This is a genomic window from Stenotrophomonas sp. STEN008 (assembly GCF_056760435.1).
Window position 1 is genome coordinate 21,762 of sequence record NZ_JBRRET010000022.1, and the last position, 24,171, is coordinate 45,932.

Genomic DNA, 24,171 nt, shown 5'->3' on the forward strand with positions numbered 1-24,171 from the left:
TGCTGCGTGCGCTTGTGCTTGTCAGCGTGCGGGCGCCGAAACACCTGGCTGCGTCACTCCGGCCGCGCCTTGGTCACCGCTTCGATGCGATGGCCATCGGGGTCGACCACGAACGCCGCGTAGTAGAAGTCTCCGTAATCGGGGCGCGGCCCGGGCGCACCGTTGTCAGCGCCCCCGTTGGCCACGGCGGCTGCGTGGAAGGCATCCACGGCCGCTGCCGAGTCCGCGGCAAACGCTACGTGGAAACCGGGACCCGGCGCTGCGGCGTCATCACGCAGCTTCAGGCACAGCGCATCCTCATCATCGACCACCCCATAACCGATCGCGGTCTCGTCCTCGAAGACCCGGCGAAACCCAAGCGTGGCGAGTGCGGCATCGTAAAAGCGGCCTGCGGCATCGAGGTCACGGACGCCGAGGGAGAGGTGGTGCAACATGGGGACGTCCTTGTCGGGCACGCAGCAGCGCGTTCGCGTTGATTCTAGCGCGCAGGTGGCGCAACAGCCCTGAGCAGCTGCGCGGCGACCTGGTCAAACGGAGCGATATCCTGCAGCGCGCGGCACATCGCCACCGCGCCTTCCACGCTGGCAATCACCAGGCTGGCCAGCTCACCCGCAGCGGCTGGCGCATGTCCTTCGGCGATGAGCGCCGTGGCGAGATGATCGTGCCAGCGCTCGAACACCTCGGCAGCTGCCGCGCGGGGCTGGCTCGGCACCGCGTCCATCGGCTCCTCAACGGCAGCGGCCAGCACCGGGCAACCCGCGCGGAACCCGGAGCGCAGCAGGCGCTCGCGCCACATCGCCAGGAACTGCTGCAGGCCCTGCACTGCGCCGCCCTTCAGCAGCGCCACCAGCAGCGCTTCCACCTTGTCGCCGGCCATAAGCGTGGCGCGCGCCAGCAGCTCCTGCTTGCCGCCGGGAAAGTGGTGGTAGGTGGACCCCAGCGGCGCGTCGGCCAGCTTGGTCACTTCACGGATGCTGGTTGCGTTCAGCCCGACCCGAGCCAGCATCTGCGCGGCGGCATCGATCACGCGCTGGGGAGCGTCGGACGTTCGCGGACTCATGGCTGCGCCTTGCTAAGACAGTCGCCATAGACTAGCGTACCGTCGATTCTATAACACTCGTAATAATCATGAATCTCTGGTTCCGCCTGCTCCATCTGCTGCTGTGCAGTCTGTTCCGGCCCAGGCTGGAGGCGCCTTTCGGCGTGTCGCGGCTGCAGTTCCGGGTGCTGCCCAACGACCTGGACAGCAACCTGCACATGACCAACGGCCGCTACTGGAACATCTTCGATCTGGGCCGGTTGGACCTGATCCTGCGCATGGGCCTGGGCAAGGTGGCGCTGCGCGAGAAATGGGCGCCGATCGTCGGCGCCGGCACCATCCAGTTCCGCCGCGAGCTCCGGCCATTCCAGCGCTTCACCCTGGAAACACGCCTGGCCGGCTGGGTCGGCACGCGCGTGATCATGGAGCAGCGCGTGCTGGTCGGCGACGGCCAGAAGATCGCCACGCGCGCCCTGCTGGTCACCGGCATCTATGATCGCCGCGCGCGTGCATTCGTGGGCATGCAGCAGATGATGGACGCCATCGGTTCGCCGTTGCCGCCCTCCCCCGCGCTCAGCGCCGCCGCCGAAGCTCTGCTGGCTGCCGACGCCGCGCTGAAGCGCGACGACGACTGAGTTCCCGCCATCACGTCCCGACCTGCGGCATGTTCCGGCCGACCATCACCGAGCGGCGCGCCTCGCCAGCGCCTGATCGATCGCAGCCTCGGCCAGCGGTGCCATCACCGCGTAGCCTTTCGTGGTGGGATGCACGCCGTCGCCGGCCAGGTCGGCATCCAGACCGCCCTGCGCGTTGGCCAACGGCGTGTGGTAATCCAGGTAGACCAGCTGTTGTTCGTCGGCATGGCGTTTCAGTGCACGGTTCAATGCGAGCACCTTCGCGGCGGGCTCGATACCAGGCATCCAGGGGTACTCGCTGACCGGCAGCACCGAGGCCAGCACCACGCTGATGCCCTGCGCTTTCGCCAGCGCCACCATCGCCTGCACGTTGTCTTCGATCATCGCCTGCGTGGCCTGGCCGGTATTGCCGGCGATATCGTTGGTGCCGGCCAGGATCACCACCACCTGGGGATGCAGCGCAAGCACATCCTGCGGGAAGCGAACCAGCATCTGCGCCGTGGTCTGGCCCCCGATGCCACGATTGAGATACCCCTTGCCGGGGAAGAAGGCGGCACTGCCCTCAGCCCCCCAGCCCTCGGTGATCGAGTCGCCGTAGAACACCACGCGTGGCTGTCCGGGCCGGGCAGCAGGCAGTGCTGCGTTGGCGTCACGATAGCGCTGCAGCTGTGGCCAATCCGCCAGACGCTGCTGCATGAAACGGACTTCGTCCGGCCGCAGCTGCTCCACTGGCCGTGTCAGCAGCGGGTTGATGGCGGGTGCATCGGCCGCGCTCACGCCGCCGGTCATCGCCAATGCCAGCGCGATGGCGCCGGCCGTCAAAGCAGGAATGCGCATGCCGATCTCCCGTAGCGTTCTGTTCCGCACTCAGCGTGCCGCAGCGCGTGCGGCCACGCCAGTCACCTTCGCCGGCATCCACATGCCCGGCGTCCAGCCACTGGCCGCCAGGATCGCCTTCGGATCGTCCTGTTCGATCAGGGCGCGCACCGCTTCGCGCTTGTCCCTGGCCTGCAGGTAGTACGCCTTGGCGATGCGGTAGCCCACCCAGTAGCCCAGATCGTAGGGCGCGTCGGAACCGGGCGTGTAGTTGTACAGCCAGGGCGACAGATCGGTACTGTCCAGGTCCAGCGCGAATGCACTTTCGATGTGCACTTCCCTGCCCCGCGTCCATGCCGCGTGGCGTCCGTTGCCGACGTTGCCGGAAACCAGTTCGGTGATGAACTCGGCAACGCCTTCGGCCAGTGACAGGCGCAGCACCGTCGCACGCGGATCACCCTGCTCGAAATCGATCGCACCGGTCTGCTGGATGTGCACGTACTCGTGCGCGATCACATGCACGAAGCGGTCCTGCACATTGGGGTTCATGAAGTCAGCCGCGCAAAGGGCTTCCAGCCCGATCAGCACGCCTCCCGGATGGGTCAGCCCGACCGGGCGGCCGCGCCCGACCATGATCGCGACCGGTGGAAACCTCGCCTGCGGATAGATCGCCTGCAGATTGGCGAACACCTGCACCAGCCGCTGGCGTACCGCAGGCAGTTCATCCAGGCAGGTCCGGCCGTTGGCGTACATCGCCGGGTCACGACGCATGGCGTCGGCGATGCGCTCGGCGGTGACCCGTCGCCGGCTCGCGAACTCGCCCAGGCTGGGCGTCCCTTCGGCCAGGTACTGCGCCAACTGGGCGACGCTGGGCTGGCCATCGGTTGTGTCGTAAAGGGCATAGAAGCGGCTGGCGTCGGAAATCAGGATCTCGGGCCCGGGCGCTGCACCATGGGCCACGCCGGCCGTCCCGGCCAGCGCCAGGGCAAGCAGGCCACGCAGGGAAACGAACATCGATCCGTCCTTGGTGGAGACAATGCCAGGCAGGCAATCTATCACTGCGTCCCCTTCGCCGCAGCAGGCGGGTGCGGCCGTTACGCCCCTGTGCCAGACTCACCTCGGCATCTGCCATGGATGATGGCGCACCGCACGATGATGATCGTTCCCGCGTACTGGGCCGAAGCCCGCCTGCAGGCCCGTTTCCGCGGCCGGCCGGTGGTCGTGCGTCGCTTCGGATGGTCCGACACAAGCCCTGCCGACGCTCAGGCACACGCCGAGCGCCGGGCCAACGAAGCGCTCAATGCCATCCTCGCCGGGCAGGCACTGCCGCGCCGCGAGGTCCGCAGCAACTACGGCGTGGAAGGCGTGCCGATCCGCGAGCAGATCGTGCAGCGCGATGGCGGCGTGGTGATCACCCGCAACAGCTACGGTGCGCTGTGCCTGAACACTCCGGACGTCCTGTTCGCCGACATTGACCACCCGCAACCACCGGCAGGATGTGTGATGCCCGTCGTCATCACGGCAACCCTGCTGCCTGCCGTTGCCCTCATCGGCACCCTGCTCTGGCACTGGCTGGTGGGGCTGGTACTGGGCGTGGCAGCCGTGGCTCTGGTGAATACCGCGATGCTGATGCAACGCAGGCGTCGCCTGGCCGCTGCCGGTGGCGCCGAGGGCGTGGCCCTGCAGCGGGTTGCGGACTTCAGCAGGCAGCACCCGGACTGGCATCTGCGCGCGTACCGGACGCCGGCCGGGCTGCGGATACTGGCCATGCATGCCACGTTCTCCCCCGGCGACGAGGCGCTGCAGGCGTTCTTCAACGCACTGGGCACCGACACGCTGTACGCGCGCATGTGCCGGCTGCAGCACTGCTTCCGGGCCCGGCTGACACCGAAACCATGGCGTGTCGGCCTGAAGTACCGCATCCGCCCGCCCGCCGCCGCGTGGTCGGCCGAGCAGGCCGACAATCCGGACCGACTGGCCTGGATTACGGAGTATGAAAGCAAGAGTGACGGCTTCGCTGCCTGCGCCTATCTGCGCAGCTTCGGCGACACCACCCGGGTACATGCCAGGGCCGAGCATGTGCGCGACCTGCATGATCGCCTTTCGCACGCGCAGGACCGCCTGCCACTGGCGTGAGCGCGGATGCCCAGGCAGCGCTCTCCACGGACAACTTCCCTGCTGGGGCGCCTGTCCGGCCGCACCGCGATCGACCTGTCGCTGTCGAGTCTGCACCGCTGATCGCAGAGCATCCGTGGATGATCAATCTGCGGTTTCCTTGCGCAGCGCCCCGCAACGCAGCGCCTCCTGGGCAATGTCGTCTCGTAATCTGTTCTGCAACCAGCTGATCCTGAAACGTTCGCGGCTGGGTTCCCCCGCAGGCAGCAGCGCCATCAGTGCATCGCTCAACGCCGGACGCCACTGCTCCTGCGCGCCTGCCAGAACGTGCTGGTCGAAGTTCGTCGATGACACGCGCTTCCATGGCAGCATCATCGCGTACTGGGATGTGGACACCAGCACGGTTTCCAGGCGGCCCGGACGGCTTACGACCACGGTCATGCTGGGATGGTCGTCAGTCCAGAGGCCGCGGAAATGCGCTGCAACGCGCTCCTGCAGACCTTGCCCGGCCACCGCCCGGCGTGCCCAGGCCTGCTGCTGGGCGAACGAGCATCTGGCCGGCGGCGTGCTGCGCAGCTGTGGATCCAGCGTCAGCATGGTGGACCGGTCCAGCCGCGAAGCGATCAGATCCACCGTGGCGTCGCGGGTCAACGGCGCTGCCTGCAGCGCAGCCTCGAACGCTGACATCGCGCCGAACGGCAGCAGCTCCGGCACCCGCAGTTGCACGTCGGGCGCGTCAACCACCTGTACACGGGTGGTCACGCCGTAGGCATCGCGCCGGATGACCCAGCGCTCAGATACGGAACCCCAGCCAGACCAGTCGTACGTGACGTGCACGCTCATCGGCCGCTGGACCGCCGTGGCCACAGGAGAAACCAACAGCGGAGCGAGCGCCAACATCCATGCCTTCATGTGATTTCCCCGGCTCTGTACTACAGCAGCCGACCATGGCTCGGCTCCACAGGATGCAGGAAGGCCGCCCGAGGGCGGCCTTTCCATTCCTCACTTGGCGTTCTTCACGTAGGTGTCGAACCAGTTGAGCATCTCCGCCACCAGCTGCTCGTTCGACTCCAGCGCCGTATACCAGTGCGGCTCGTTCGGCAGCATCACCAGGCGGGTGGTGCCGCCGTTGCCACGGATCGCCTGGTACAGCTTGCGCGACTGGAACGGCTCGGTACCCGGATTGGCATCGTCCTCGCCATGCACCAGCAGCAACGGCAGCTTGATCTTGTCGGCGTAGAAGAACGGCGATGCCTTCAGGTAGACATCCTGTGCCTGCCAGACCGAACGCCGCTCGTTCTGGAACCCGAACGGAGTGAAGGTCTTGTTGTAGGAGCCGCTGGTCGCCACGCCCGCCTTGAACAGAGTGGTATGCGCGATCAGGTTCGCGGTCATCAGGCCGCCGTGGCTGTGGCCGGTCACGCCGATCCGGTTGCGATCCACCACGCCCATGTCGACGGCCTTGTCCACGGCCGCCTTGGCATCGGCTTCCAACTGCTCCAGGTAGGTGTCGTAGGCGTTCCTGGGATCACCGACAATCGGGAACGAGGCATTGTCGATGATCGCGTAGCCGGCCAGCAGCATCAGGCGGTACGGCTGCAGGCGGGTGAACGTCTGCTGCGAACCGGAGACCTGCCCGGCCTGCGCGGCATTGGCGAAGTCTGCCGGATAGGCGTATAGAATGGCCGGCACGCGCTGGCCTTCCCGGTAGCCGGGCGGCGTGTACAGGGTGAACGACAGGTCCACGCCGTCGGCGCGCTTGTAGGTCACCAGCTGCTTCTTGATCTGCCTCACTTCAGGCGTGGGGTCGACCAGCTTCGTCAGGGCCGTCGCGGTGGAGGTGTACTGCGCCTCGCCCTGCTTGGCGTCCGCCACAGCATCGCCCTGCTGGCGCAGGAAGGCGTTCGGCGGGTCCATCACCGACTGGTGCCACGTCAGGTAGCGGCCGGGCGTATTGCTGAAGCCCAGGAACTGCTCGTAGGCATCGGCATCGCTGCGGAACAGGCGCTCACTCTTCAGTGTGGCCAGATCCAGACGGTCCAGGAACGGGCGATCCCCCTGCGGCGAAGCGCCCTGCCCGCGCAGGAACACGTACGTCCCTTCCTGCCGCACCACCGGTGCGCCATTGGGCAGGCGCTTGAACACCAGGTTGCCCGGATCGCCGTACAGCTCGTCGCTGGACATGTCCCACAACAGGCGGCCCTCCTGCCGGGGCTTGTCCACATCGACGATGCGGGTCTGCACCCAGTGCCGGTTCTCGTCATTCTCGAACTGGAACGACACGGCCGGGTCCGCCGTCCAGGCAATGCCTTCGAAGCGCTGCGCGGTACGCGCGATCTCCACCGGCTTGCCGGTGAACGGCGCCTTGAGCATGAGCACGCGGTCACGGTGCGGCACACTCACTTTCCAGTCGCCCTTGTCCAGTGCTTCGGCATACACCAGCGTCGCCGGATCGGTGGAGCGCCAGTCGAAACCGCGCGGCCCCTCCGGCACGCCGTGCACCGGCACGCGGTCGGCCAACGGCAGGCGGGCGATGGTGGTCGTGCGCCCACTGCTGACATCCAGTACCGCGACGTCGTTGGCGAAACGCTGGTAGGTAACCGCATGCGAGAACGGTGGCTTGATCGACTCGGTCAGCACATGCACGCCGTCTGGCGCCGCACTGACATCGTTGTAGATGGCCGGCTGGCCGACCGTTCGCACGGTGCCCGCCGCGGTATCCACCACCGCCAGCTGCGAGGCCCCGTAGTAGGCGAACAACGCTTCATCATGCACGCTGGTCAGCGTGTCGCGTGCCTCGTAGGTGCTGCTCTCGCCACTGCTGCCGAGCGACTCCTGTGCATCGGGTCCGGTCGGCACGCCGCCATTGGACGGCGCCGGCCCCTGGTTGGCCGGTACCAGCTTCACCAGCAGTGCCTGGCTGCCACCCAGCCACTGCACGGTGCTGCCGAAAATCGGGTTCAGCTGGACGTTCGGTACCTGCTTGACCTGACCGGTGGCGGCATCGCCCACCCACAGCTGCACGCTGGTCTCGACTGCATTCTGGAACGCGAAGTGGCTGCCGTCGGCCGACCACAGCGCGCCACCGGCGCAGCCCTGCGGCAGGTTGACCTTGGTCTCCTTGCCGCTGCCGATCTCGACCAGGGTGAAGTCGGCCACGCAGGCCGGTATGCCATAGCCTCCGGGCGTGTCATGACGGCTGCGGTTCTTCGGCTCCAAGCGCACGCCGGCCAGTTTCAGGTAGGGCTGCGCCACCCGGCTGATCGACGGATAGGTCTGCGCGGTGGTCAGCAACAGACGCTGGCCACTGGGGTCCACGTTCGGCATTGGCGGCGGCGGTGCCTTCAGCACCTTCAGCAGATGCTCCGGCGGCTTGGCATAGTCGGCCCATGCCGGGCCTGCAGACAACAGCGTGACGGCAACGACGGCAATGGCAGCCGCCAGAGAGGTACGACGGATGAGCATCCTTATCCCCTGGTAGTGTCGGGCTGCCCGCGAGGCGGGCATGCGCCGAATCTAGCACCGCCCGGCCCGCGTTCAATGGGCCGGATGGGCTAGTCACCGGATAAGGCAAAGCGCAGGCCGGGTCACTACTGCCGGGCGTGCAGGTCCCAGGTGGCCAGATAGTCCGGGTCCACCACGATCATCCCGGTGGAGCGCATGCAGTACTCGCCCGGCTGGGCTGGCAGGTACTGGTCGAGCATGGGCGGCAGGTAGCGCTCGTGGCCATCGTTCTCGTCGGCAAGCACCACGCCTTCGAACGCGCTGATGCGCAGCACCGTGCCGGCATACTGCTCTAGCCCTTGAACCTGCCCGTCACCGCCGTAACGGGTGACGCCCACCAGCACTACCTTGCCGATCATTTCTTCGGCCTTGGCATCATCCAGAGGCGGCAGTGCCGCATTCAGTTGGTCGCTCATCCCTGTACCTCCGCATCTGGTGGAGACATCGTGGAGCAGGATCCGCGCGGCGTTTCCGCGAACGCCATGGACAGCATGTTGCCCGCGCCGTCCGGAGGATCGTGTGAAGCGCGGCACATTGCGCAGCGTGCATTCAGCATTGCCTGCGTTGCGTCGGCATGCGCGGCGTGTGCTCTGCGGCGCATGCGATGCAGCACCGTGTGCCACGCTAGAATGCGTGCATGCGCACCGTGAATGCTCTTCGTTACATTACGCCCCTGCGGGAGGGCGGCTCCCTGCCGGCCGTGGTCGAGACCGACGACGACGGCATGGCCGTACTCAAGTTCCGGGGTGCGGGCCAGGGGCCCAAGGCCCTGATCGCCGAACTGATCGCAGGTGAAATGGCCCGTACCCTGGGCCTGCCGATTCCCGAACTGCTGTTCGTCGAACTGGACAGCGAGTTCGCGCGTACCGAACCGGATCCGGAGATCCAGGAACTGATCCGCGCCAGCGAGGGCCTGAACCTGGGCCTGGATTACCTGCCCGGCGCGATCAACTACGACCCGGCGGCCATGCCGGTGGACGCCGACCTGGCGTCGCGCATCGTCTGGTTCGATGCATTCACCAGCAATGTCGATCGCACCACGCGCAACCCGAACCTGATGGTGTGGCACCGCCAGCTGTACCTGATCGACCACGGTGCAGCGATGTATTTCCACCACGACTGGGCCAACGCCGGCGATGCGTGCGAAAGGCCGTTCGTGCTGATCCGCGACCACGTGCTGCTGTCGTTCGCCAGCCGCATCGCCGAGGTGGATGCCGAGCTGGCGGCTCGCCTGACCGATGCCGAGATCGAGCGGATCGTCGGCCTCGTGCCAGACAGCTGGCTGGTCAACGAGCCGGCGTTCGACAGCCCTCAGGCTTACCGCCAGGGCTACATCGACTATCTCAAGCATCGCCTGAAGGTGCGTGCGGTGTTCGTGCAGGAGGCCATCCGTGCCCACGCTGCACACGTATGACTATGCGGTCATCCGCGTTGTACCGCGGGTGGAGCGCGAGGAATTCATCAACGTCGGGGTGATCGTGTCCTGTCCCGATGCGCGTCATCTGGAAGCAGCCATCGAGATCGACCCGGCACGCCTGCAGGCGTTCGCACCGGCGCTGGACCAGCAGGCGCTGCAACCGTGGCTGGATGCCATCGTGGCCATCTGCCGCGGCGATGCCACCGCCGGCCCCATAGCGCAGCTTCCGGCACGCGCACGCTTCCATTTCCTCACTGCCAAACGCAGCTCGATCGTGCAGATGTCCAGCACGCATGTGGGCCGCACAGCCAACCCGGCGGGTGTGGTCGAACACTTGATGACGAGGATGGTACGGGTGCCGCAGTAACACGGCAGCCCGCCACTACCGCGCAATCGCGGCGTCCTGCAGCGGCCAGCGACACCAGCCATGGGGATACTCGCCCACCTGCCTGGCCAGCCCCGCACTGACCGGGTGAGCGAGCACCTGCCGGGCCCGCACAGGCAACGAAGCATCATTGTCGATCACCTGATCGAAATAGCCGGCCTGCCAGACCGCTCCGTTGCGGCCGCGATGGCGGTTGATCAGGAAGCTGCTGCGCGCCTTGAAGCGCTGTACGCAGTATCCGGGTGGATAGCCACGCAGCTGCGCCAGCCATCGCACGTGGTCGGGCATGACAAGCCAGGCCAGCGAGGTGGTCAGCCCCTCGCGGTCCATCGCAGCCAACAGCTGCATCGCGACATCCGCATGCGCCGCGTTCTCGAACAGGCGCTGTCGATTGCAGCAGGTCAACGTGAGCAGATGGACATTGCCCATGATGGGCTCGCGGCTGACAGGGTTCGACAGGCTGGGCATGCGCAACAGCGTGCCCGCCGGCACACCGCTACTGCATCGGTGGACACCACGTCATCGGGTGGGAAATGGCCGCTTCCGGGAATCGGCGGACAGGCCCCGCCGCGAACGATGCTCAATGTTCGGGCAGGGCAAACGCCATCACGTAATCGCCGGGACGGGTCTCCATGAAGTGATGGCCTGCCGCGACGATCACCACGTACTGGCGTCCCCCCTGCTCGTAGATCATCGGGGTGGCCTGGCCCCCGGCAGGCAGCCTGGCATGCCACAGTTCCCGGCCCGTCTTCAGATCGATGGCGCGCAGCAGATCGTCGGTCGCGGCGGCGATGAACACCAGGCCGCTGGCAGTGATCACCGCACCGCCATTGTTGGGCGTTCCGATCTCGATCGGCAGGCCGGAGCGGATGCCGAATGGGCCGTTGCCGCGCGCGCTTCCGAACGGCCGGTCCCACAGCAGCGTGCCCGTGCGCAGATCGATCGCGCGGATGCCGCCATACGGCGGCTGTTTGCACGACAGGCCGGTCAATGGCAGCCGCCATCCTGCATTGACGTCGATGGCATACGGCGTACCCACCTGCGGGTCGCCTGCCCCTTCGCCAGCGCCGCGGTCGGCGCGGATCTGCTCACGCGGCAGCCATCCCCGCCGGTCGGCCTCGGCACGCGGTACCAGCCGGTTGTAGTTGGGCATGTCGTTGTAGTTGGCCACGATCACGCCCCGGCGGGTATCGATGGCCACGCCACCCCAGTCCGAGCCACCGTTGTAACCGGGATACTCGATGGAATGGCGATCACTGGTGGGCGGCGTGTAGAAGCCCTGGTAGTGCGCCCTGCGGAACTGGATGCGGCAGACCAGCTGATCGATCGGCGTGATGCCCCACATGTCACGCTCGGTCAGCGGCTGCTCGCGCCGCAGGGTGTGATAGAGCGAGAACAGCTGCGTCGGTGAGCGCTGCTCCGGTTCCACGCCGCCCTGCGGAACCCTGCGCTCTTCGGCAGGTGTCAGCAGCCGGCCGTTGCGCCGGTCGAGGATGTACAGGTCACCCTGCTTGGTCGGCAGCAGGATCGCGGGCACCTTGCCTGCCGCGGTCGGAAAATCGATCAGGCTGGCCTGCGAACCGAGGTCGTAGTCCCAGACATCCTTGCGTACGGCCTGGAAATGCCAGACCGGCTTGCCGGTGGCCACGTCGAGTGCCACCAGCGAGGTGGCATAGCGGTTCTGTTGCTCGCTGCGCGAGCCGCTCCAGTAGTCGCCGGCGGCATTGCCCAACGGCAGGTAGACCAGGCCCAGTTGTTCATCGCCGGTGGCGGTGGTCCACATGTTCGGCGTACCCCGGGTATAGACCTGCTCGCGGGGTGGCGGACCGGTGCGCTCGGGCCGCTCCATGTCCCACGCCCAGCGCAGCTTGCCGGTGATCGCGTCATAGGCCTGGATCACGCCGGAAGGCGCGTCACGGCGCTGCCCGTCCAGCACCTGGTGACCGGTGACGATCACGCCGCGCACGATGGCCGGCGGCGAGGTGATCGAGACATAGCCCGGCGGCACCTCGCCCATGTCGAGGGTGATGTCGATCTGGCCGTTGTTGCCGAAATTGACGCACGGCCGACCGCTGTCGGCATCCACTGCGATGATGCGTCCGTCCAGCGTGCCTTCGATGACGCGCGCCCAGCAGGCAGGCCGCGCGCCCGCCGCCGCGCCCGGTCGAACGCTGGGAGGTGGCAGGGGCAAGGCGAGATCGGCAGCCACATCCGCCAATGCCGCATCGGCGAATACCGGCACGGCGGGCTGCTCGTAGTAGGACACCCCACGGCAGGCGGCGGTGTACGGAATGGAGGCGTCCTTCACCTTTGGATCGAACCGCCACAGCGCCTTGCCAGTGCTGGCCTCGAGGGCGATCAGGCGGTTGCGTGCCGTGCACAGGTACAGCCGGTCGCCGATCTTCAACGGCGTGGTCTCGGCACCCCAGCGCTTCTTCGGCAGGTCGCCGGTGCGGAACTGCCAGGCCAGTTGCAGGGTAGCCACGTTGGCGGGCGTGATCTGCTGCAGCGGCGAGAAGCGGGTGGCGGCGTTGCTGCGGCCCCAGGCGGGCCAGTCACCCTCGGCGGGCTGGTCGGCCGGCTGCAGGCCGGTGGTGTCGCGGGTCGGCTCCAGGCCTGCGCTGAAGGCTGCTTCCGGGAACGGCGCATGGCCGTCCACGCTGCCGTGCGGACTGAACGCCAGGGCAAACGCGCCGACGAACACCAGCAGCAACACGGCGGCGATGCTGCACGACAGCCGTTTGGACAGCGGCGCGCGCAACGTCGGCGTCAGCAGCGCCAGAACGATGCCCAGCGCGGTGACCAGCCCCAGCCGTGGCACCCAGCGCCAGTAATCGCTGCCCGATTCCCACCCCGTCCACAGCAGCGTGCCGACGAACACCAGCGCGTACAGCAGCGCACCGCTGCGACGGTTGAGCCACAGCAGAATGCCGCTGGCCAGCAGGCCACAGCCGGCGATGAGGTAATAGGCCGAGCCACCCAGCTGGAACAGCCATGCACCCAGCCCGCCGATCACCAGGCCCAGGATGACCAGAAGCAGCGACAGGACCGTGACCAGGGGGTGGCGGCGCACAGGCGCCGGCGCGGACTGCGGCGTGGCGGACATCGGCGATCTCCGGGAGCAGCATGCTGCCCTTATCCCACCGCCGCCGTGAAGCGCGTGCGTATTCCATGCTCCCGCATACGACGACGCCCGCACGGGGCCGGCGTCGTCGGGTACCTCGTCAGCGCGACCGGATCACTCCTGCGCGGCATCCTCGCTGCCGGTGGCAGCCGGGGCGCCTTCGGCCGGGGCCGGGGCGACCGCGGCCACCTCGTCCTCGTCCTCGTCGATCGAGGCATCCATGCGCTCCACCGCCTGCAGCTTCTCGTCCTTGGACAGGCGGATCAGGGTGACGCCCTGGGTGTTGCGGCCCACGCGGCTGATTTCCGAACCGCGCGTGCGCACCAGCGTGCCGCCATCGGAGATCAGCAGCACTTCATCGCTGGAGCCCATCAGCACCGCGGCGACCAGCTTGCCGTTGCGCTCGGTGGTCTGGATGCCGATCACGCCCTGGGTACCACGCCCCTTGCGCGGATAGTCCGGCAGCGGGGTGCGCTTGCCGTAACCATTCTCGGTGGCGGTGAGGATGTACTGCAGGTTGGCGTCGTCGGCACCGTCGATCACCGCATCGCCATTGGCGACCGCTTCCTCGATACCGTTGTCGTCCTCGTTCTCGTCCTCGGCACCACCGGCACTCTCGGCCACGATCAGGCTGACCACTTCCTCGCCGGGCGGCATCCTGATGCCGCGCACGCCGGTGGCGGTACGGCCCATCGAGCGGACCTTGTCCTCGCCGAAACGCACGGTCTTGCCGTTGGAGGCGAACAGCAGGATGTCACGCTCGCCATCGGTCAGGCCGACGCCAACCAGCGCATCGCCCTCGTCAAGGTTGATCGCGATCTTGCCGCGGGCCAGACGGAAGGCGAATTCGCCCAGCGGGGTCTTCTTGACCGTGCCGTTCTTCGTGGCGAAGAACACGAACTGGCCATCGGCGTATTCGCGCACCGGCAACACGGCCTGTACGCGCTCACCCGGTTCCAGCGGAATCCAGTTGATGATCGGCCGGCCGCGTGCGTTGGAGCCGGCTTCGGGCAGCTGGTACACCGGCAGCCAGAACACCTTGCCTGAACTGGTGAAGGTCAACAGGGTGTCGTGCGTGTTGACCAGCCACAGCTGTTCGATGAAATCCTCTTCCTTGGTCGCCGCCGCGCTGCGGCCACGGCCGCCACGACGCTGGGCGCGGTAGGCGCTGACCGGCTGGCGTTTGACGTAGCCGGCGTGCGACAGGGTGACCACCACGTCTTCCGGGGCGATCAGGTCGAGGATGTCCAGGTCTTCTTCGCTGTGGCGGATCTCGGTGCGACGCTCGTCGCCGAACTCGGCCTTGACGCTGACCAGCTCCTCGCGGATCACCTGCAGCAGGCGATCGGGATCTTCCAGGATGTGGATCAGACCGGCGATCACTTCCAGCAGCTGCTTGTACTCGTCGGTCAGGCGATCCTGCTCCAGCCCGGTCAGGCGGTGCAGGCGCATTTCCAGGATCTGGGTGGCCTGGATCTCGGTCAGCTGGTAGCCGCCCTCGATCAGCCCCACGCCCTTGGGCAGGTCTTCCGGACGCGAGGCCTCGGCACCGGCGGCGCCCAGCATGGCCCCGACCAGGCCCGGCTCCCACAGGCGGGCGAGCATGCGTTCGCGCGCCTCGTTGGGATTGGGCGAGGTCTTGATCAGCTCGATCATCTCGTCGATGTTGGCCAGCGCGACGGTCAGGCCTTCCAGCACGTGGGCACGGGCACGCGCCTTGCGCAGCTCGAACACGGTGCGGCGGGTGACCACCTCGCGACGGTGGCGGACGAATGCCTCCAGCATCTGCTTGAGGTTCATCAACTGCGGGCGGCCGTCGACCAGCGCCACCATGTTGATGCCGAACACCGATTCCATCTGCGTCTGCTGGTACAGGTTGTTCAGCACAACCTCGGCAGATTCACCGCGCTTGATCTCGATGTAGATGCGCATGCCGTCCTTGTCGGACTCATCGCGCAGCTCGCTGATGCCTTCGATCTTCTTTTCCTTGACCAGCTCGGCGATCTTCTCGATCAGACGCGCCTTGTTCACCTGGTAAGGAATTTCAGTGACGATGATCGATTCGCGGCCGTTGTCGGCCACTTCGATATCCGCCTTGGCGCGGATGCGCACGCGGCCACGGCCGGTACGGTAGCCGGCGACGATGCCGGCGGTGCCGTTGATGATGCCCGCAGTCGGGAAATCCGGGCCCGGGATGTACTCCATCAGGCCGTCGACGTCGATTTCCGGGTTGTCGATCAGCGCGATGCAGGCATTGATCGATTCGCTCAGGTTGTGCGGCGGGATGTTGGTCGCCATGCCCACCGCGATACCGGCCGAACCGTTGACCAGCAGGTTCGGGAACCGGGTCGGCATGACCGTCGGCTCCAGTTCCTTCTCGTCGTAGTTGGGCTGGAAATCGACGGTTTCCTTGTCGATGTCGGCCATCAGCTCATGCGCGAGGCGCGACATGCGCGCTTCGGTGTATCGCATCGCCGCGGCGGAGTCACCGTCGATCGAACCGAAGTTACCCTGGCCATCGACCAGCATGTAACGCAGCGAGAACGGCTGGGCCAGGCGCACCAGCGTGTCGTACACCGACTGATCGCCATGCGGATGGTACTTACCGATGACGTCACCGACGATACGCGCCGACTTGAAGTAGGGCTTGTTGCTGTGCGCGTTGAGCTCGTTCATCGCGTACAGCACGCGGCGATGCACCGGCTTGAGGCCATCGCGCGCATCCGGGAGCGCGCGGCCCACGATCACGCTCATGGCGTAATCGAGGTAGCTCTTGCGCATCTCGTCTTCCAGGTTGACCTGGATGATTTCCTTGGCGGTTTCTGCCATTCGGGTTCCGTTGTCTGGTAGCGGTCCAGTCCGGCGCGGACACCTGCGGGGGTGACCATGCCGGAACCTCGATTCAACCTGTGGATACTACCACATCGGACCATTCCCCGCCTGTGTTTACAGGGGTTTTACCGGCACAAATCAGGAACTTAGGGGCAGGACGGGGCCCATCGGGCCACGCCCGGGGCTGGCCGCGGCGAACCCGGAAGATGCGCCCGGCTCCCGCGGCGCAGACCGCCTGTGCGTCTCAACCGCCGAAGGCGGCGCGCATGTTCTCCACGGTCGGGTTCAGGATCACGCCGCGCTCGGTCACGATTGCGTCGATCAGCTCGCCCGGGGTGACGTCGAACACCGGGTTCCAGGCGGCGATGCCTTCGGCCACCGTGCGCGTCCCGCCCACGCCGTACAGCTCGCCCGGATCGCGCTGTTCGATCTCGATCTGGCTGCCGTCGACGGTCTCCATGTCGACCGTCGAGGACGGCGCCACGACCATGAATTTCACGCCATGGTGGCGCGCGGCGATGGCCAGCTGGTAGGTGCCGATCTTGTTGGCGGTATCGCCATTGGCGCAGATGCGGTCGGCGCCGACGATCACCCACTGCACGGCCCCGGTCTTCATCAGGTGCGAGGCGGCCGAATCGGCGATCAGGGTGGCGTCGATGCCATCCTGCTGCAGTTCCCAGACGGTCAGGCGCGCGCCCTGCAGCCACGGACGGGTCTCGCCGGCGAACACGCGGGCGATCCGGTGCTGGGCCATGCCGGCGCGGATCACGCCCAGCGCGGTGCCGAAGCCGGCGGTGGCCAGCGAGCCGGTATTGCAGTGGGTCAGCACGCCGCTGCCGGCATCGATCAGGCCGGCGCCGAGCGCCCCCATGTGGCGGTTGGCGGCCAGGTCTTCCTCGGCGATGGCCCGCGCTTCCGCTTCAAGCAGCGTCTTCCAGTCCGCACCGGCGCTGCCCAGGCAACGACGCATCCGCGCCAGTGCCCAGGCCAGGTTGACGGCGGTCGGGCGTGAGGCGTTCAGCCGCTGCAGCGCCGGCTCAAGCTGCTGCAGGGCGAGCGGGCCATCGGCCGCCTGCACCTCACGCGCTGCCAGCACGACGCCCCAGGCCGCCGCGATGCCGATGGCCGGGGCGCCACGTACGGTCAGGGCATGGATGGCCGCGGCGACTTCATCGCTGTCCCGGCATACCACATGCTCGACCACGAACGGCAGCTTGCGCTGGTCCAGCAGTTGCAGGGCATCGCCGGTCCACAGGATCGGGCGGATGTGGTCGTAGCGGGCGTAATCGAGGTCGGTGGCAGTGTTCATGGGCCCATTGTAGGGCCACGCCCCCTCGCGCAGGCACCCGGCCGGATTCAATTCACCGAGAATTCGGCGCGGCAACCGCCGTCCACCCAGATGCCGTTGCGGCTCCAGCCCCAGGTGCTGCCCTCCACGCACTCGGTGCTGGACAGCTGCTGTCGCACCGCGGCACCGACGGAGATGCTGGCGCCGCAGAAACGGCGCTTCTTCGATTTGGATTCGCAGGTCAACCGGCGCGGCACGTCGACGAAACGGCCATCCTCATCGGCCACCTCGAAATCACCCTGGCAGCCTCGGCTGGTCCACACCTCGTTGCGCTTGTAACCCCAGCCCTGCCCTTCCCGGCATGGCAGCACCGACAGCTGCCGCAGCAGGCGCACCGGTGCGCCGTCCAGACGCACCGGACAACTCTGCGGACGGCCATTGGATTCACAGCGGACCACGCGGCGCACCTTGCGCTTGCTGCCTGGCTCGGCAGCAGCCACTCCCTGCGCCGGGCGCGCCCGGAACTCGGCACGGCAGCCGAGCGTGACCCACACGCCGCTGCGGTCGGTGCCCCATTCGCTGCCACGGATACAGCTGTTGCTGGACAACTGGCGAACCAGATCGACGCCGTTGCTGACATCGATATCGCAGTGCACCCAGGCCATGTCGCGTGACTCGCAGGTGACGACTTCGCCGTCATAGCCGGCCTGCTGCGCCGATGCCGGCAACGGCGTCAGCACTCCCCACATCGCAATGGAGTAGACCGGTGCCGCCACAACCGCAAACCACTTGACCAAAGCCTTCCCCATAGGACTGGACGAACTGCCATGCCAGTGTCTGGCATCGGGAGTGATGAGAGCATCATCGTGCTTGCTGAATCAAGCGCGCGGACGCGGCAATCCGTTCAGTCTGTCTGGTTCAGAAAGCCGCGTGCGCTCAGGCGCCGGCGAAATCGAAGGCCAGCACGTCGGCGATGCGGGGCGTGCGGTTCATCGCCATCAACAGGCGATCGATGCCGACCGCAACTCCCGCACACGCAGGCATCGCGGGCAGCGCCGCCAGCAGTGCCTCGTCCAGCGCCGGCTGCACCTGCCCGCGCGCATGGCGGCGCTGCAGGTCGTGCTGGAAACGCGCCCGTTGTTCGTCGGCATCGTTCAGTTCGTGATAGCCGTTGGCCAGCTCCACGGCCCCCAGGTACAGCTCGAACCGCTCGGCCAGCGGCGGCGTACCAGGGCGGATGCGGGCCAGTGCTGCCTGGCTCGCCGGCCAGTCGTGGACAACGGTCATGACTGCGTCATCGAAATGCGGTTGGATGCGATGGGTCATCAGCAGATCCAGCCAGTCGTCGCGGGTCAGCCCGACCGGGTCGATATGCACGTCACCCAGCGCAGCGCGCAGCCCGGCCTCATCGGTCTGGAACGGATCCACGCCCACCTGCTGCTGGAACAGCTCGCGGTAGCTCAGCACACGCAGGCTGGCGCTGCGTCCAACCAGGCCCAGAGCCAGGCGGACCAGCTCCGCGGTTTCCTGCACCAGCCGGTGATGGTCCCAGCCAACCCGGTACCACTCCAGCAGGGTGAACTCCGGGTTATGGCGCCCGCCGGCCTCGCCGTTGCGGAACACCCGCCCCAGTTCGTAGCAGTCGCCGACACCGGCAGCGAGCAGCCGCTTGAGCGGGTACTCCGGCGACGTACGCAGCCAGCGACGGCGGCCGCCGGCGTCGACATGGCCGCTGAAGTCGGTATGGAAGCTGTCGATGTTGGGCTCGGTATTACCGGCCACCGACAGGATCGGTGTCTCCACCTCCAGCACGTCACGCTCTGCGAAGAAGCGGCGCACCAGCGCGTTCAGCGCGGCACGCTGCTGCAGTTTGCGCCGCAGGGCGTCGCTCACAGGATGCCCTCCGGGCGCGGGTGATCCAGCGGCAGGGTCAGCAGGTCGCGGGTGTCATCGATGTAGCCACTGGCCAGGTACAGCCGACGCGCCAGTTCGTTGTGGTGGTTCACCTCCAGGCGCAGGCGGCTGACCCCGCGTCCGCGCGCACGCTGTTCGCAGATGGCCAGCGCCTGCTTGCCCCGGCCACGGCCGCGCGCCCGCGGCCCCAGATAGAGCTCGTCAAGCAGCATGAAATGCCCGCCCTGCTCCAGGCTGAAGCCCATCGCGATCACCGCATAGCCGACCACCTGACCGGCTTCGTCCAGCCACAGCAGTACTTCGCCGTTGCGCGGATCGGCCAGCAGTGCATCGACACCGCGGCGCACGCGCACGTCGTCGAACTCGATCCTGTCCTCGGCGTAGAACGCGCGCATCAGCGAGATCAGCAGTTCCTCGTCGGCGCGGGTGGCCAGGCGGAAGTCCAGCGGGGCAGTCTGCATCGGGAATCCTTTGCTGTTTCGGGCCGGGCGCATGTCACGCCCGGCGGGGTCATCATTCGTGGTTGGCGAGGAAGGTCAGCAGACGCGCTTCGTCCCACACCGGCACTCCCAGGGCCAGCGCCTTGTCCAGCTTGGAGCCGGCTTCGGTACCCGCCACCACGAAGTGGGTCTTCTTCGACACGCTGCCGGACACCTTGGCTCCCAGCGCCTCCAGTCGCTCCTTGGCCACATCGCGGGTGAGCTGGGCCAGGGTGCCGGTCAGGACCACGGTCTGCCCGTCGAGCGGACCGGCGACGATTTCGGTCAGCGCGGGCGCCTTGGCCAGGATCTGCTGCATCGCCTCCTCGGCAGCCAGCAGCATCACGCCATGGCTGTCCGCTTCCAGCCACTGGGCAAGGCCGCGCGCGGTGTCCTCGGGCAATCCGGCATTGACGAACTGGCCATGCTCGGCATCGAGCACGGCCTGCGCGCTGGGCAGCAACGCCACCAGCTTTTCCGCGCGCAGGCGGGTGATGCCGGGGATCTCCGATTCCACCAGCAGCTGAGCCAGGTCCAGCCCCTCACGCAGCTTCGCACTGGGCGGATGCACGTCGCTGATGCGCACCTGGCCGACCTGCAGCAGATCGTCGATGGCCTGCTGGTTGCCCTGCTGCTCGAAGAAGTGACCGAGCGAACGTGCCACTTCGCCACCGATGTCCGGCACGCGCTTGAACAGTGGCCAGGGCAGCCGTCGGATCAAGGCCAGATCACCGAACCACTGCGCCAACGCCTTGGCCGTGCTTTCGCCGACATGTTCGATGCCCAGCGCGAACAACAGCCGTTCCAGCGTGGTGGCACGACTGGTGTCGATCGCGGCGATCAGGTTGTCGGCCCAGCGGGTCGCGATCTTCTTCGTGTTCCACTCGAAGCTGGCCGGCTGCGCCAGTGCCTTCGCGCGCCAGGCCACATCGTTGCCATCGAGCCTGAGCACGGCATTGAGCACGGTGCCGCTGCCTTCGGCCGGCAGGTGCGGCGCCAGGCTGGCGGCCAGCGCGGACGGATCTTCCGCGTCGAGCACCAGCTTCAGGTGCAGCAGCTGGTCGCGGGTGAGCCGGTACAGGTCCGCCACGCCCTTGACGATGCCGGCATCCACCAGGGTTTCGATGTACTTGTCACCCAGGCCATCGATATCCATCGCGCGACGTGAAGCGAAATGGGCGATGGCCTCCTTGCGCTGCGCCGGGCACGACAACTCACCGGAGCAGCGCCACGCGGCCGCGCCCTCTTCGCGCACGATCTCCGAGCCACAGACCGGGCAGCGCGTGGGCATCTGCCACGGCGTGGTGCCCGGCGGCCGGCGGTCGAGGATGACGCTGACCACTTCGGGAATCACGTCGCCGGCACGGCGCACGATCACGCTGTCACCCACCCGCACGTCCAGGCGCTCGATCTGGTCCGCATTGTGCAGGGTTGCGTTGGAGACGATCACGCCGGCCACGGCGACCGGCGCCAGGCGCGCGACCGGAGTGGCAGCGCCGGTGCGGCCGATCTGGATCTCGATCGCTTCCAGCGTGGTGCTCTGTTCCTGCGCCGGGAACTTGTGCGCGATGGCCCAGCGCGGTGCGCGCGAGACGAAACCCATCGCCTGCTGGCCAGCGCGGTCGTCCAGCTTGTAGACCACGCCATCGATGTCGAAGGGCAGGCCATCGCGGCGTGCGCCGATATCGCGGTAGTAGGCCAGCAATCCATCGGCGCCTTCCACCACCCTGCACAGATCGCTGACCGGGAAGCCCCAGGCACCCAGCTGCGCGAGCGTGCCCGAGTGGGTATCGGGCAGTTCGCCGCCCTGCACTTCTCCGGTGCCGTAGGCGAAGAAGCTGAGCTTGCGCTGTGCGCTGATCTTCGGGTCGAGCTGGCGCAGCGACCCGGCCGCCGCATTGCGCGGGTTGGCCAGTACCTTGCCGCCATGCAGTCGCGCGCGATCGTTGTAGGCTTCAAAGTCGGCACGGGCCATGTAGACCTCACCGCGCACTTCCAGCACGTCCGGCCAGCCCTTGCCGTGCAGACGCCGGGGGATGTCGCCGATCTCGCGCAGGTTGGCCGTGACGTCTTCGCCGGTCGTGCCATCGCCGCGGGTCGCACCCAGAACGAAATGTCCATCCTCGTAGCGCAGGCTGATCGCCAGCCCGTCCATCTTCGGCTCCGCCGAAAAGCGCGCGGCACCGCGTCGCAGGCGTTCGTCGATGCGGCGCACGAAGTCGGTCACCTCCTCATCGCTGAAGGCATTGGACAACGACAGCATCGGCACCGCGTGGCGGACTTCAGCGAAACGCCCGGAGGGACGCGCGCCGACCTGCTGGGTCGGGCTGTCCGCGCGGGCCAGTTCGGGGTGCGCACGTTCCAGTGCTTCCAGCTCGCGCACCAGCCGGTCGTAATCGACGTCGGGGATCTCCGGCGCATCCAGCTCGTGATAGGCGCGGTTGGCCTGGGCGATCTGCCGGCGGAGTTCATCGACGCGTTCGGCGGGGCTGGGGCTCATCGTGATCGGTGATTCTGGGGCGGCTGGGGATTCTACCGCGCCCGGCCGTCATGCCCTGTAAGGTCCCCGCCCCGGCAGCGCCGGGCCCCGCTCCACGAAAGACGGGCTTGCCGCCCTCCACCGGCAGCGCTAGCGTGCGTCGGCCGCCCTCCGGAATCCTGCCCATGACCCTGCCCGCCTCCCGTCGTCGCTTCCTGCAGCTGGCCGGTGCCGGCCTCGCCGTCGCCGGCAGTGGCCTGCCGGGCCTGGGATACGCGCAAACCGCCCCGGCTGCGGCTCCCGCGTCGCCGCGCGCCGATGGGCCGGTGCTGCTGAACTTCAATGAATGCCCGTATGGGCCTTCCGCCGCTGCGCAATCGGCCGCTCGCGACAGCATCGCGCGCTGCGGCCGCTACCGCTTCGAGCTGGCGGCACAGGTCCGTGATGCATTCGTCGAACACAGCGGCGTCAGTGCCGATCACCTGCGCCTGTACCCGGGCTCCAGCGAGCCCCTGAACCGTGCCGCCGCAATCTGGACCGGCCCGCAGCAGGGCCTGGTCGTGGCTGATCCGACCTTCGAGGCGATTGGCGACGTGGCCGCCGCGCGGGGCGCACACGTCAGCCGAGTGCCTCTGCGCAGCGACGGCGCGCACGATGTGCGCGCGATGGTGGCTGCCGCGCACGCGCGCCCGACCGGGCTGATGTATGTGTGCAACCCCAACAACCCCACGGGTTCGATCAGCCCGCCCGCCGAGCTCGCCTGGCTGCTGGCCAGCAAGCCCGCCGGAACCCGGGTGCTGGTGGACGAAGCGTACCTGCAGTACAGCGACCAGCCGAGCCTGATCGCGCAGGTGGCGGAGCGCGATGACCTGATCGTGCTGCGCACCTTCTCCAAGCTGTATGGCATGGCCGGACTGCGCCTGGGCGCGGCAGCGGCCCATCCCGATCGCCTGCGCGAGCTGGGCAGCCTCGGCGACAACCCGTTGCCGGTGCCGGCGCTGGCCGCCGCTCTGGCCAGCCTGCACGATCCGCAGCTGGTTCCGCAGCGCCGTCTGCAGAACGCGAAGATCCGGCAGGCGACCATCGCCTGGCTGGGCAAGCGTGGCTTCAGCTGCCTGCCGTCGGAAGCGAACTGTTTCGTGGTGGACGTCCAGCGCGACGGTGCCGCCTTTGCCAGGGCGATGGCCGCACAGGGTGTGGTGATCGGTCGCAGCTGGCCGATCTGGCCGCAGCGCGTCCGTGTGACCGTTGGCACCGAGGAGGAGATGGCAGCGTTCCGCGCCGCGTTCGCCCAGGTCGCCGGGGTGCCTTCCTGACTTCATCCACGCAGGCGATGGATCTGCTGTGGTGGTGGGTGCCGACCGTGGGTCGGCATACCCGGGATGACCGCGCTTACCAGCGCGGGGTCTTGGTCAGGGGCGGCGCCTGGTGCTGGCGGTCATAGGCACGCAGCTCGTCACGGATGTGGGCGATGCGCTGGCGGCCGAGCGCGTTGCGGCTGTCGTCCAGCACCACGCCATCGAGCAGCTCGGCCATGCGCTGCACGGTCGGCAGCATCTTCTCCCAGGCATCGAGCGCGGTCAGCGGCGCCGGCAGGGTCAGGAAGAAGGCGATGGCCGGCGTCTCCATGGCACGGATGTTGGCCATGTCGAAACTGCCCGGCTTCATGATGCTGGCCATCGAGAAGATCGGCCCCCGTTCCGGATGCCCCTCCACCAGACGATGGAACACGTTCATGTGGCCGAACACCAGACCGGTTTTCTCGGCCGCCACGACGATGTCCTCGCCCCGCAGCTGCTCGCCGGCCCGTGCGGCCACGAACAGCGAGACGATCTTGTCGAAATCCTGGGTGGCGCGCTTGCCCAGGTCGCTGGCCGCGCCGGCGTCGGTGTCGGCCAGGCCCAGTTCGGCCTGTTGACCCTCTTCGCCCAGTGCCGGATCGAGGCGGGTATCGGCCAACGGTACGCCGTCCTCGCCCAGGACCGGTTCGCGGCGCTCGCTGCTGGTCGGTTCGGTGCCTTCCACGCGGCGGCCCTGGGGCTTCTTCTTCGGACGGCCAAACAGGAAGATCGCGGCGATCAACAGCAGGCCGGCGGCCAGGATGCCGATGCGCAACAGTGCCGTGTCGGACATTCGATAGGTTC

The 24,171-nt window shown here is 67.5% G+C and carries 21 protein-coding genes; 5 read left to right on the plus strand and 16 right to left on the minus strand.

What is annotated here, in order from left to right; translation table 11 throughout:
• Positions 1 to 53: 53 nt before the first annotated feature.
• Together ACVOME_RS11925 and ACVOME_RS11930 are read right to left on the minus strand one after the other, a co-directional pair.
• Positions 54 to 434: a VOC family protein gene (locus ACVOME_RS11925; protein ID WP_065182888.1), complete on the minus strand. Its 381-nt coding sequence runs from the start codon at positions 432 to 434 to the stop codon at positions 54 to 56.
• A gap of 44 nt (positions 435 to 478) precedes the next feature.
• On the minus strand, positions 479 to 1,060 hold the full coding sequence (locus ACVOME_RS11930) for a TetR/AcrR family transcriptional regulator (protein WP_053515489.1): 582 nt from the start codon (positions 1,058 to 1,060) through the stop codon (positions 479 to 481).
• A 68-nt stretch (positions 1,061 to 1,128) separates the two neighbouring features.
• On the opposite strand from ACVOME_RS11930, the gene ACVOME_RS11935 reads away from it, so the two are divergent.
• On the plus strand, positions 1,129 to 1,674 hold the full coding sequence (locus ACVOME_RS11935) for a thioesterase family protein (RefSeq protein ID WP_065176034.1): 546 nt from the start codon (positions 1,129 to 1,131) through the stop codon (positions 1,672 to 1,674).
• Positions 1,675 to 1,719: 45 nt separating this feature from the next.
• Here the strand turns inward: ACVOME_RS11935 and ACVOME_RS11940 are convergent, their stop codons facing one another.
• Both ACVOME_RS11940 and ACVOME_RS11945 read right to left on the minus strand, forming a co-directional pair.
• Positions 1,720 to 2,511 (minus strand): SGNH/GDSL hydrolase family protein, encoded by a 792-nt coding sequence (locus ACVOME_RS11940; RefSeq protein ID WP_481505123.1) that lies wholly within the window; start codon positions 2,509 to 2,511, stop codon positions 1,720 to 1,722.
• 30 nt (positions 2,512 to 2,541) lie between these two features.
• Positions 2,542 to 3,504, minus strand: a complete 963-nt coding sequence (locus ACVOME_RS11945) for a DUF2268 domain-containing putative Zn-dependent protease (RefSeq protein ID WP_053515484.1) — start codon at positions 3,502 to 3,504, stop codon at positions 2,542 to 2,544.
• Positions 3,505 to 3,642: 138 nt separating this feature from the next.
• Between ACVOME_RS11945 and ACVOME_RS11950 the strand changes: the two genes are divergently transcribed.
• Positions 3,643 to 4,626, plus strand: a complete 984-nt coding sequence (locus tag ACVOME_RS11950) for a hypothetical protein (protein WP_065182916.1) — start codon at positions 3,643 to 3,645, stop codon at positions 4,624 to 4,626.
• 123 nt (positions 4,627 to 4,749) lie between these two features.
• Here ACVOME_RS11950 and ACVOME_RS11955 read toward each other — a convergent pair whose 3' ends face one another.
• The 3 genes from ACVOME_RS11955 to ACVOME_RS11965 all read right to left on the minus strand — a co-directional run bounded on the left by ACVOME_RS11955 (position 4,750) and on the right by ACVOME_RS11965 (position 8,525).
• The gene (locus ACVOME_RS11955) at positions 4,750 to 5,505 is read right to left on the minus strand and encodes a hypothetical protein (protein WP_481505124.1); all 756 of its coding nucleotides are present in this window, start codon (positions 5,503 to 5,505) and stop codon (positions 4,750 to 4,752) included.
• Between the two features lie 102 nt (positions 5,506 to 5,607).
• On the minus strand, positions 5,608 to 8,070 hold the full coding sequence (locus ACVOME_RS11960; RefSeq protein ID WP_197571576.1) for a prolyl oligopeptidase family serine peptidase: 2,463 nt from the start codon (positions 8,068 to 8,070) through the stop codon (positions 5,608 to 5,610).
• A gap of 125 nt (positions 8,071 to 8,195) precedes the next feature.
• The gene (locus tag ACVOME_RS11965) at positions 8,196 to 8,525 is read right to left on the minus strand and encodes a hypothetical protein (RefSeq protein ID WP_053515479.1); all 330 of its coding nucleotides are present in this window, start codon (positions 8,523 to 8,525) and stop codon (positions 8,196 to 8,198) included.
• Between the two features lie 221 nt (positions 8,526 to 8,746).
• Here ACVOME_RS11965 and ACVOME_RS11970 point away from each other — a divergent pair, with 221 nt between their 5' ends.
• The gene (locus ACVOME_RS11970) at positions 8,747 to 9,523 is read left to right on the plus strand and encodes a HipA family kinase (protein ID WP_053515477.1); all 777 of its coding nucleotides are present in this window, start codon (positions 8,747 to 8,749) and stop codon (positions 9,521 to 9,523) included.
• Positions 9,501 to 9,893, plus strand: a complete 393-nt coding sequence (locus ACVOME_RS11975) for a DUF3037 domain-containing protein (RefSeq protein WP_481505125.1) — start codon at positions 9,501 to 9,503, stop codon at positions 9,891 to 9,893. Before ACVOME_RS11970 ends, ACVOME_RS11975 begins: the two co-directional genes overlap by 23 nt.
• Before the next feature lie 15 nt (positions 9,894 to 9,908).
• On the opposite strand, the gene ACVOME_RS11980 is transcribed toward ACVOME_RS11975, so the two are convergent.
• The 8 genes from ACVOME_RS11980 to ligA all read right to left on the minus strand — a co-directional run bounded on the left by ACVOME_RS11980 (position 9,909) and on the right by ligA (position 22,054).
• Complete coding sequence (locus ACVOME_RS11980) at positions 9,909 to 10,379, minus strand: REP-associated tyrosine transposase (protein WP_459062167.1); 471 nt, start codon at positions 10,377 to 10,379, stop codon at positions 9,909 to 9,911.
• Positions 10,380 to 10,491: 112 nt separating this feature from the next.
• Positions 10,492 to 13,017, minus strand: coding sequence for a membrane-bound PQQ-dependent dehydrogenase, glucose/quinate/shikimate family (locus tag ACVOME_RS11985; RefSeq protein ID WP_065176041.1), 2,526 nt, complete (start codon positions 13,015 to 13,017; stop codon positions 10,492 to 10,494).
• A 132-nt stretch (positions 13,018 to 13,149) separates the two neighbouring features.
• A complete protein-coding gene (gene gyrA, locus ACVOME_RS11990; protein WP_481505126.1) occupies positions 13,150 to 15,864 on the minus strand; it encodes a DNA gyrase subunit A in 2,715 nt (904 codons plus the stop codon).
• Between the two features lie 247 nt (positions 15,865 to 16,111).
• On the minus strand, positions 16,112 to 17,176 hold the full coding sequence (gene mtnA, locus ACVOME_RS11995) for an S-methyl-5-thioribose-1-phosphate isomerase (protein ID WP_065176042.1): 1,065 nt from the start codon (positions 17,174 to 17,176) through the stop codon (positions 16,112 to 16,114).
• A 47-nt stretch (positions 17,177 to 17,223) separates the two neighbouring features.
• Positions 17,224 to 17,952, minus strand: a complete 729-nt coding sequence (locus ACVOME_RS12000; RefSeq protein WP_080375199.1) for a DUF3011 domain-containing protein — start codon at positions 17,950 to 17,952, stop codon at positions 17,224 to 17,226.
• 139 nt (positions 17,953 to 18,091) lie between these two features.
• The gene (gene epmA, locus ACVOME_RS12005) at positions 18,092 to 19,048 is read right to left on the minus strand and encodes an EF-P lysine aminoacylase EpmA (protein WP_263174980.1); all 957 of its coding nucleotides are present in this window, start codon (positions 19,046 to 19,048) and stop codon (positions 18,092 to 18,094) included.
• Positions 19,045 to 19,530 (minus strand): GNAT family N-acetyltransferase, encoded by a 486-nt coding sequence (locus ACVOME_RS12010; protein ID WP_053515463.1) that lies wholly within the window; start codon positions 19,528 to 19,530, stop codon positions 19,045 to 19,047. Before ACVOME_RS12010 ends, epmA begins: the two co-directional genes overlap by 4 nt.
• 52 nt (positions 19,531 to 19,582) lie before the next feature.
• The gene (gene ligA / locus ACVOME_RS12015) at positions 19,583 to 22,054 is read right to left on the minus strand and encodes an NAD-dependent DNA ligase LigA (protein WP_481505128.1); all 2,472 of its coding nucleotides are present in this window, start codon (positions 22,052 to 22,054) and stop codon (positions 19,583 to 19,585) included.
• Positions 22,055 to 22,212: 158 nt separating this feature from the next.
• On the opposite strand from ligA, the gene ACVOME_RS12020 reads away from it, so the two are divergent.
• Positions 22,213 to 23,343 carry a pyridoxal phosphate-dependent aminotransferase gene (locus ACVOME_RS12020; RefSeq protein ID WP_065182900.1) on the plus strand — a complete coding sequence of 377 codons (1,131 nt, stop codon included), beginning with the start codon at positions 22,213 to 22,215 and terminating at the stop codon, positions 23,341 to 23,343.
• A 76-nt stretch (positions 23,344 to 23,419) separates the two neighbouring features.
• Here the strand turns inward: ACVOME_RS12020 and zipA are convergent, their stop codons facing one another.
• Positions 23,420 to 24,160, minus strand: a complete 741-nt coding sequence (gene zipA / locus ACVOME_RS12025) for a cell division protein ZipA (protein WP_111186144.1) — start codon at positions 24,158 to 24,160, stop codon at positions 23,420 to 23,422.
• Between the last annotated feature and the right edge of the window lie 11 nt (positions 24,161 to 24,171).

What these genes read in the sequence shown, in the direction of transcription:
- ACVOME_RS11925 (WP_065182888.1), bottom strand. Translation starts at nt 434, where the DNA reads ATGTTGCACCACCTCTCCCTCGGCGTCCGTGACCTCGATGCCGCAGGC.
- ACVOME_RS11930 (WP_053515489.1), bottom strand. Translation starts at nt 1,060, where the DNA reads ATGAGTCCGCGAACGTCCGACGCTCCCCAGCGCGTGATCGATGCCGCC.
- ACVOME_RS11935 (WP_065176034.1), top strand. Translation starts at nt 1,129, where the DNA reads ATGAATCTCTGGTTCCGCCTGCTCCATCTGCTGCTGTGCAGTCTGTTC.
- ACVOME_RS11940 (WP_481505123.1), bottom strand. Translation starts at nt 2,511, where the DNA reads ATGCGCATTCCTGCTTTGACGGCCGGCGCCATCGCGCTGGCATTGGCG.
- ACVOME_RS11945 (WP_053515484.1), bottom strand. Translation starts at nt 3,504, where the DNA reads ATGTTCGTTTCCCTGCGTGGCCTGCTTGCCCTGGCGCTGGCCGGGACG.
- ACVOME_RS11950 (WP_065182916.1), top strand. Translation starts at nt 3,643, where the DNA reads ATGATGATCGTTCCCGCGTACTGGGCCGAAGCCCGCCTGCAGGCCCGT.
- ACVOME_RS11955 (WP_481505124.1), bottom strand. Translation starts at nt 5,505, where the DNA reads ATGTTGGCGCTCGCTCCGCTGTTGGTTTCTCCTGTGGCCACGGCGGTC.
- ACVOME_RS11960 (WP_197571576.1), bottom strand. Translation starts at nt 8,070, where the DNA reads ATGCTCATCCGTCGTACCTCTCTGGCGGCTGCCATTGCCGTCGTTGCC.
- ACVOME_RS11965 (WP_053515479.1), bottom strand. Translation starts at nt 8,525, where the DNA reads ATGAGCGACCAACTGAATGCGGCACTGCCGCCTCTGGATGATGCCAAG.
- ACVOME_RS11970 (WP_053515477.1), top strand. Translation starts at nt 8,747, where the DNA reads ATGCGCACCGTGAATGCTCTTCGTTACATTACGCCCCTGCGGGAGGGC.
- ACVOME_RS11980 (WP_459062167.1), bottom strand. Translation starts at nt 10,379, where the DNA reads ATGCCCAGCCTGTCGAACCCTGTCAGCCGCGAGCCCATCATGGGCAAT.
- ACVOME_RS11985 (WP_065176041.1), bottom strand. Translation starts at nt 13,017, where the DNA reads ATGTCCGCCACGCCGCAGTCCGCGCCGGCGCCTGTGCGCCGCCACCCC.
- gyrA (WP_481505126.1), bottom strand. Translation starts at nt 15,864, where the DNA reads ATGGCAGAAACCGCCAAGGAAATCATCCAGGTCAACCTGGAAGACGAG.
- mtnA (WP_065176042.1), bottom strand. Translation starts at nt 17,176, where the DNA reads ATGAACACTGCCACCGACCTCGATTACGCCCGCTACGACCACATCCGC.
- ACVOME_RS12010 (WP_053515463.1), bottom strand. Translation starts at nt 19,530, where the DNA reads ATGCAGACTGCCCCGCTGGACTTCCGCCTGGCCACCCGCGCCGACGAG.
- ACVOME_RS12020 (WP_065182900.1), top strand. Translation starts at nt 22,213, where the DNA reads ATGACCCTGCCCGCCTCCCGTCGTCGCTTCCTGCAGCTGGCCGGTGCC.
- zipA (WP_111186144.1), bottom strand. Translation starts at nt 24,160, where the DNA reads ATGTCCGACACGGCACTGTTGCGCATCGGCATCCTGGCCGCCGGCCTG.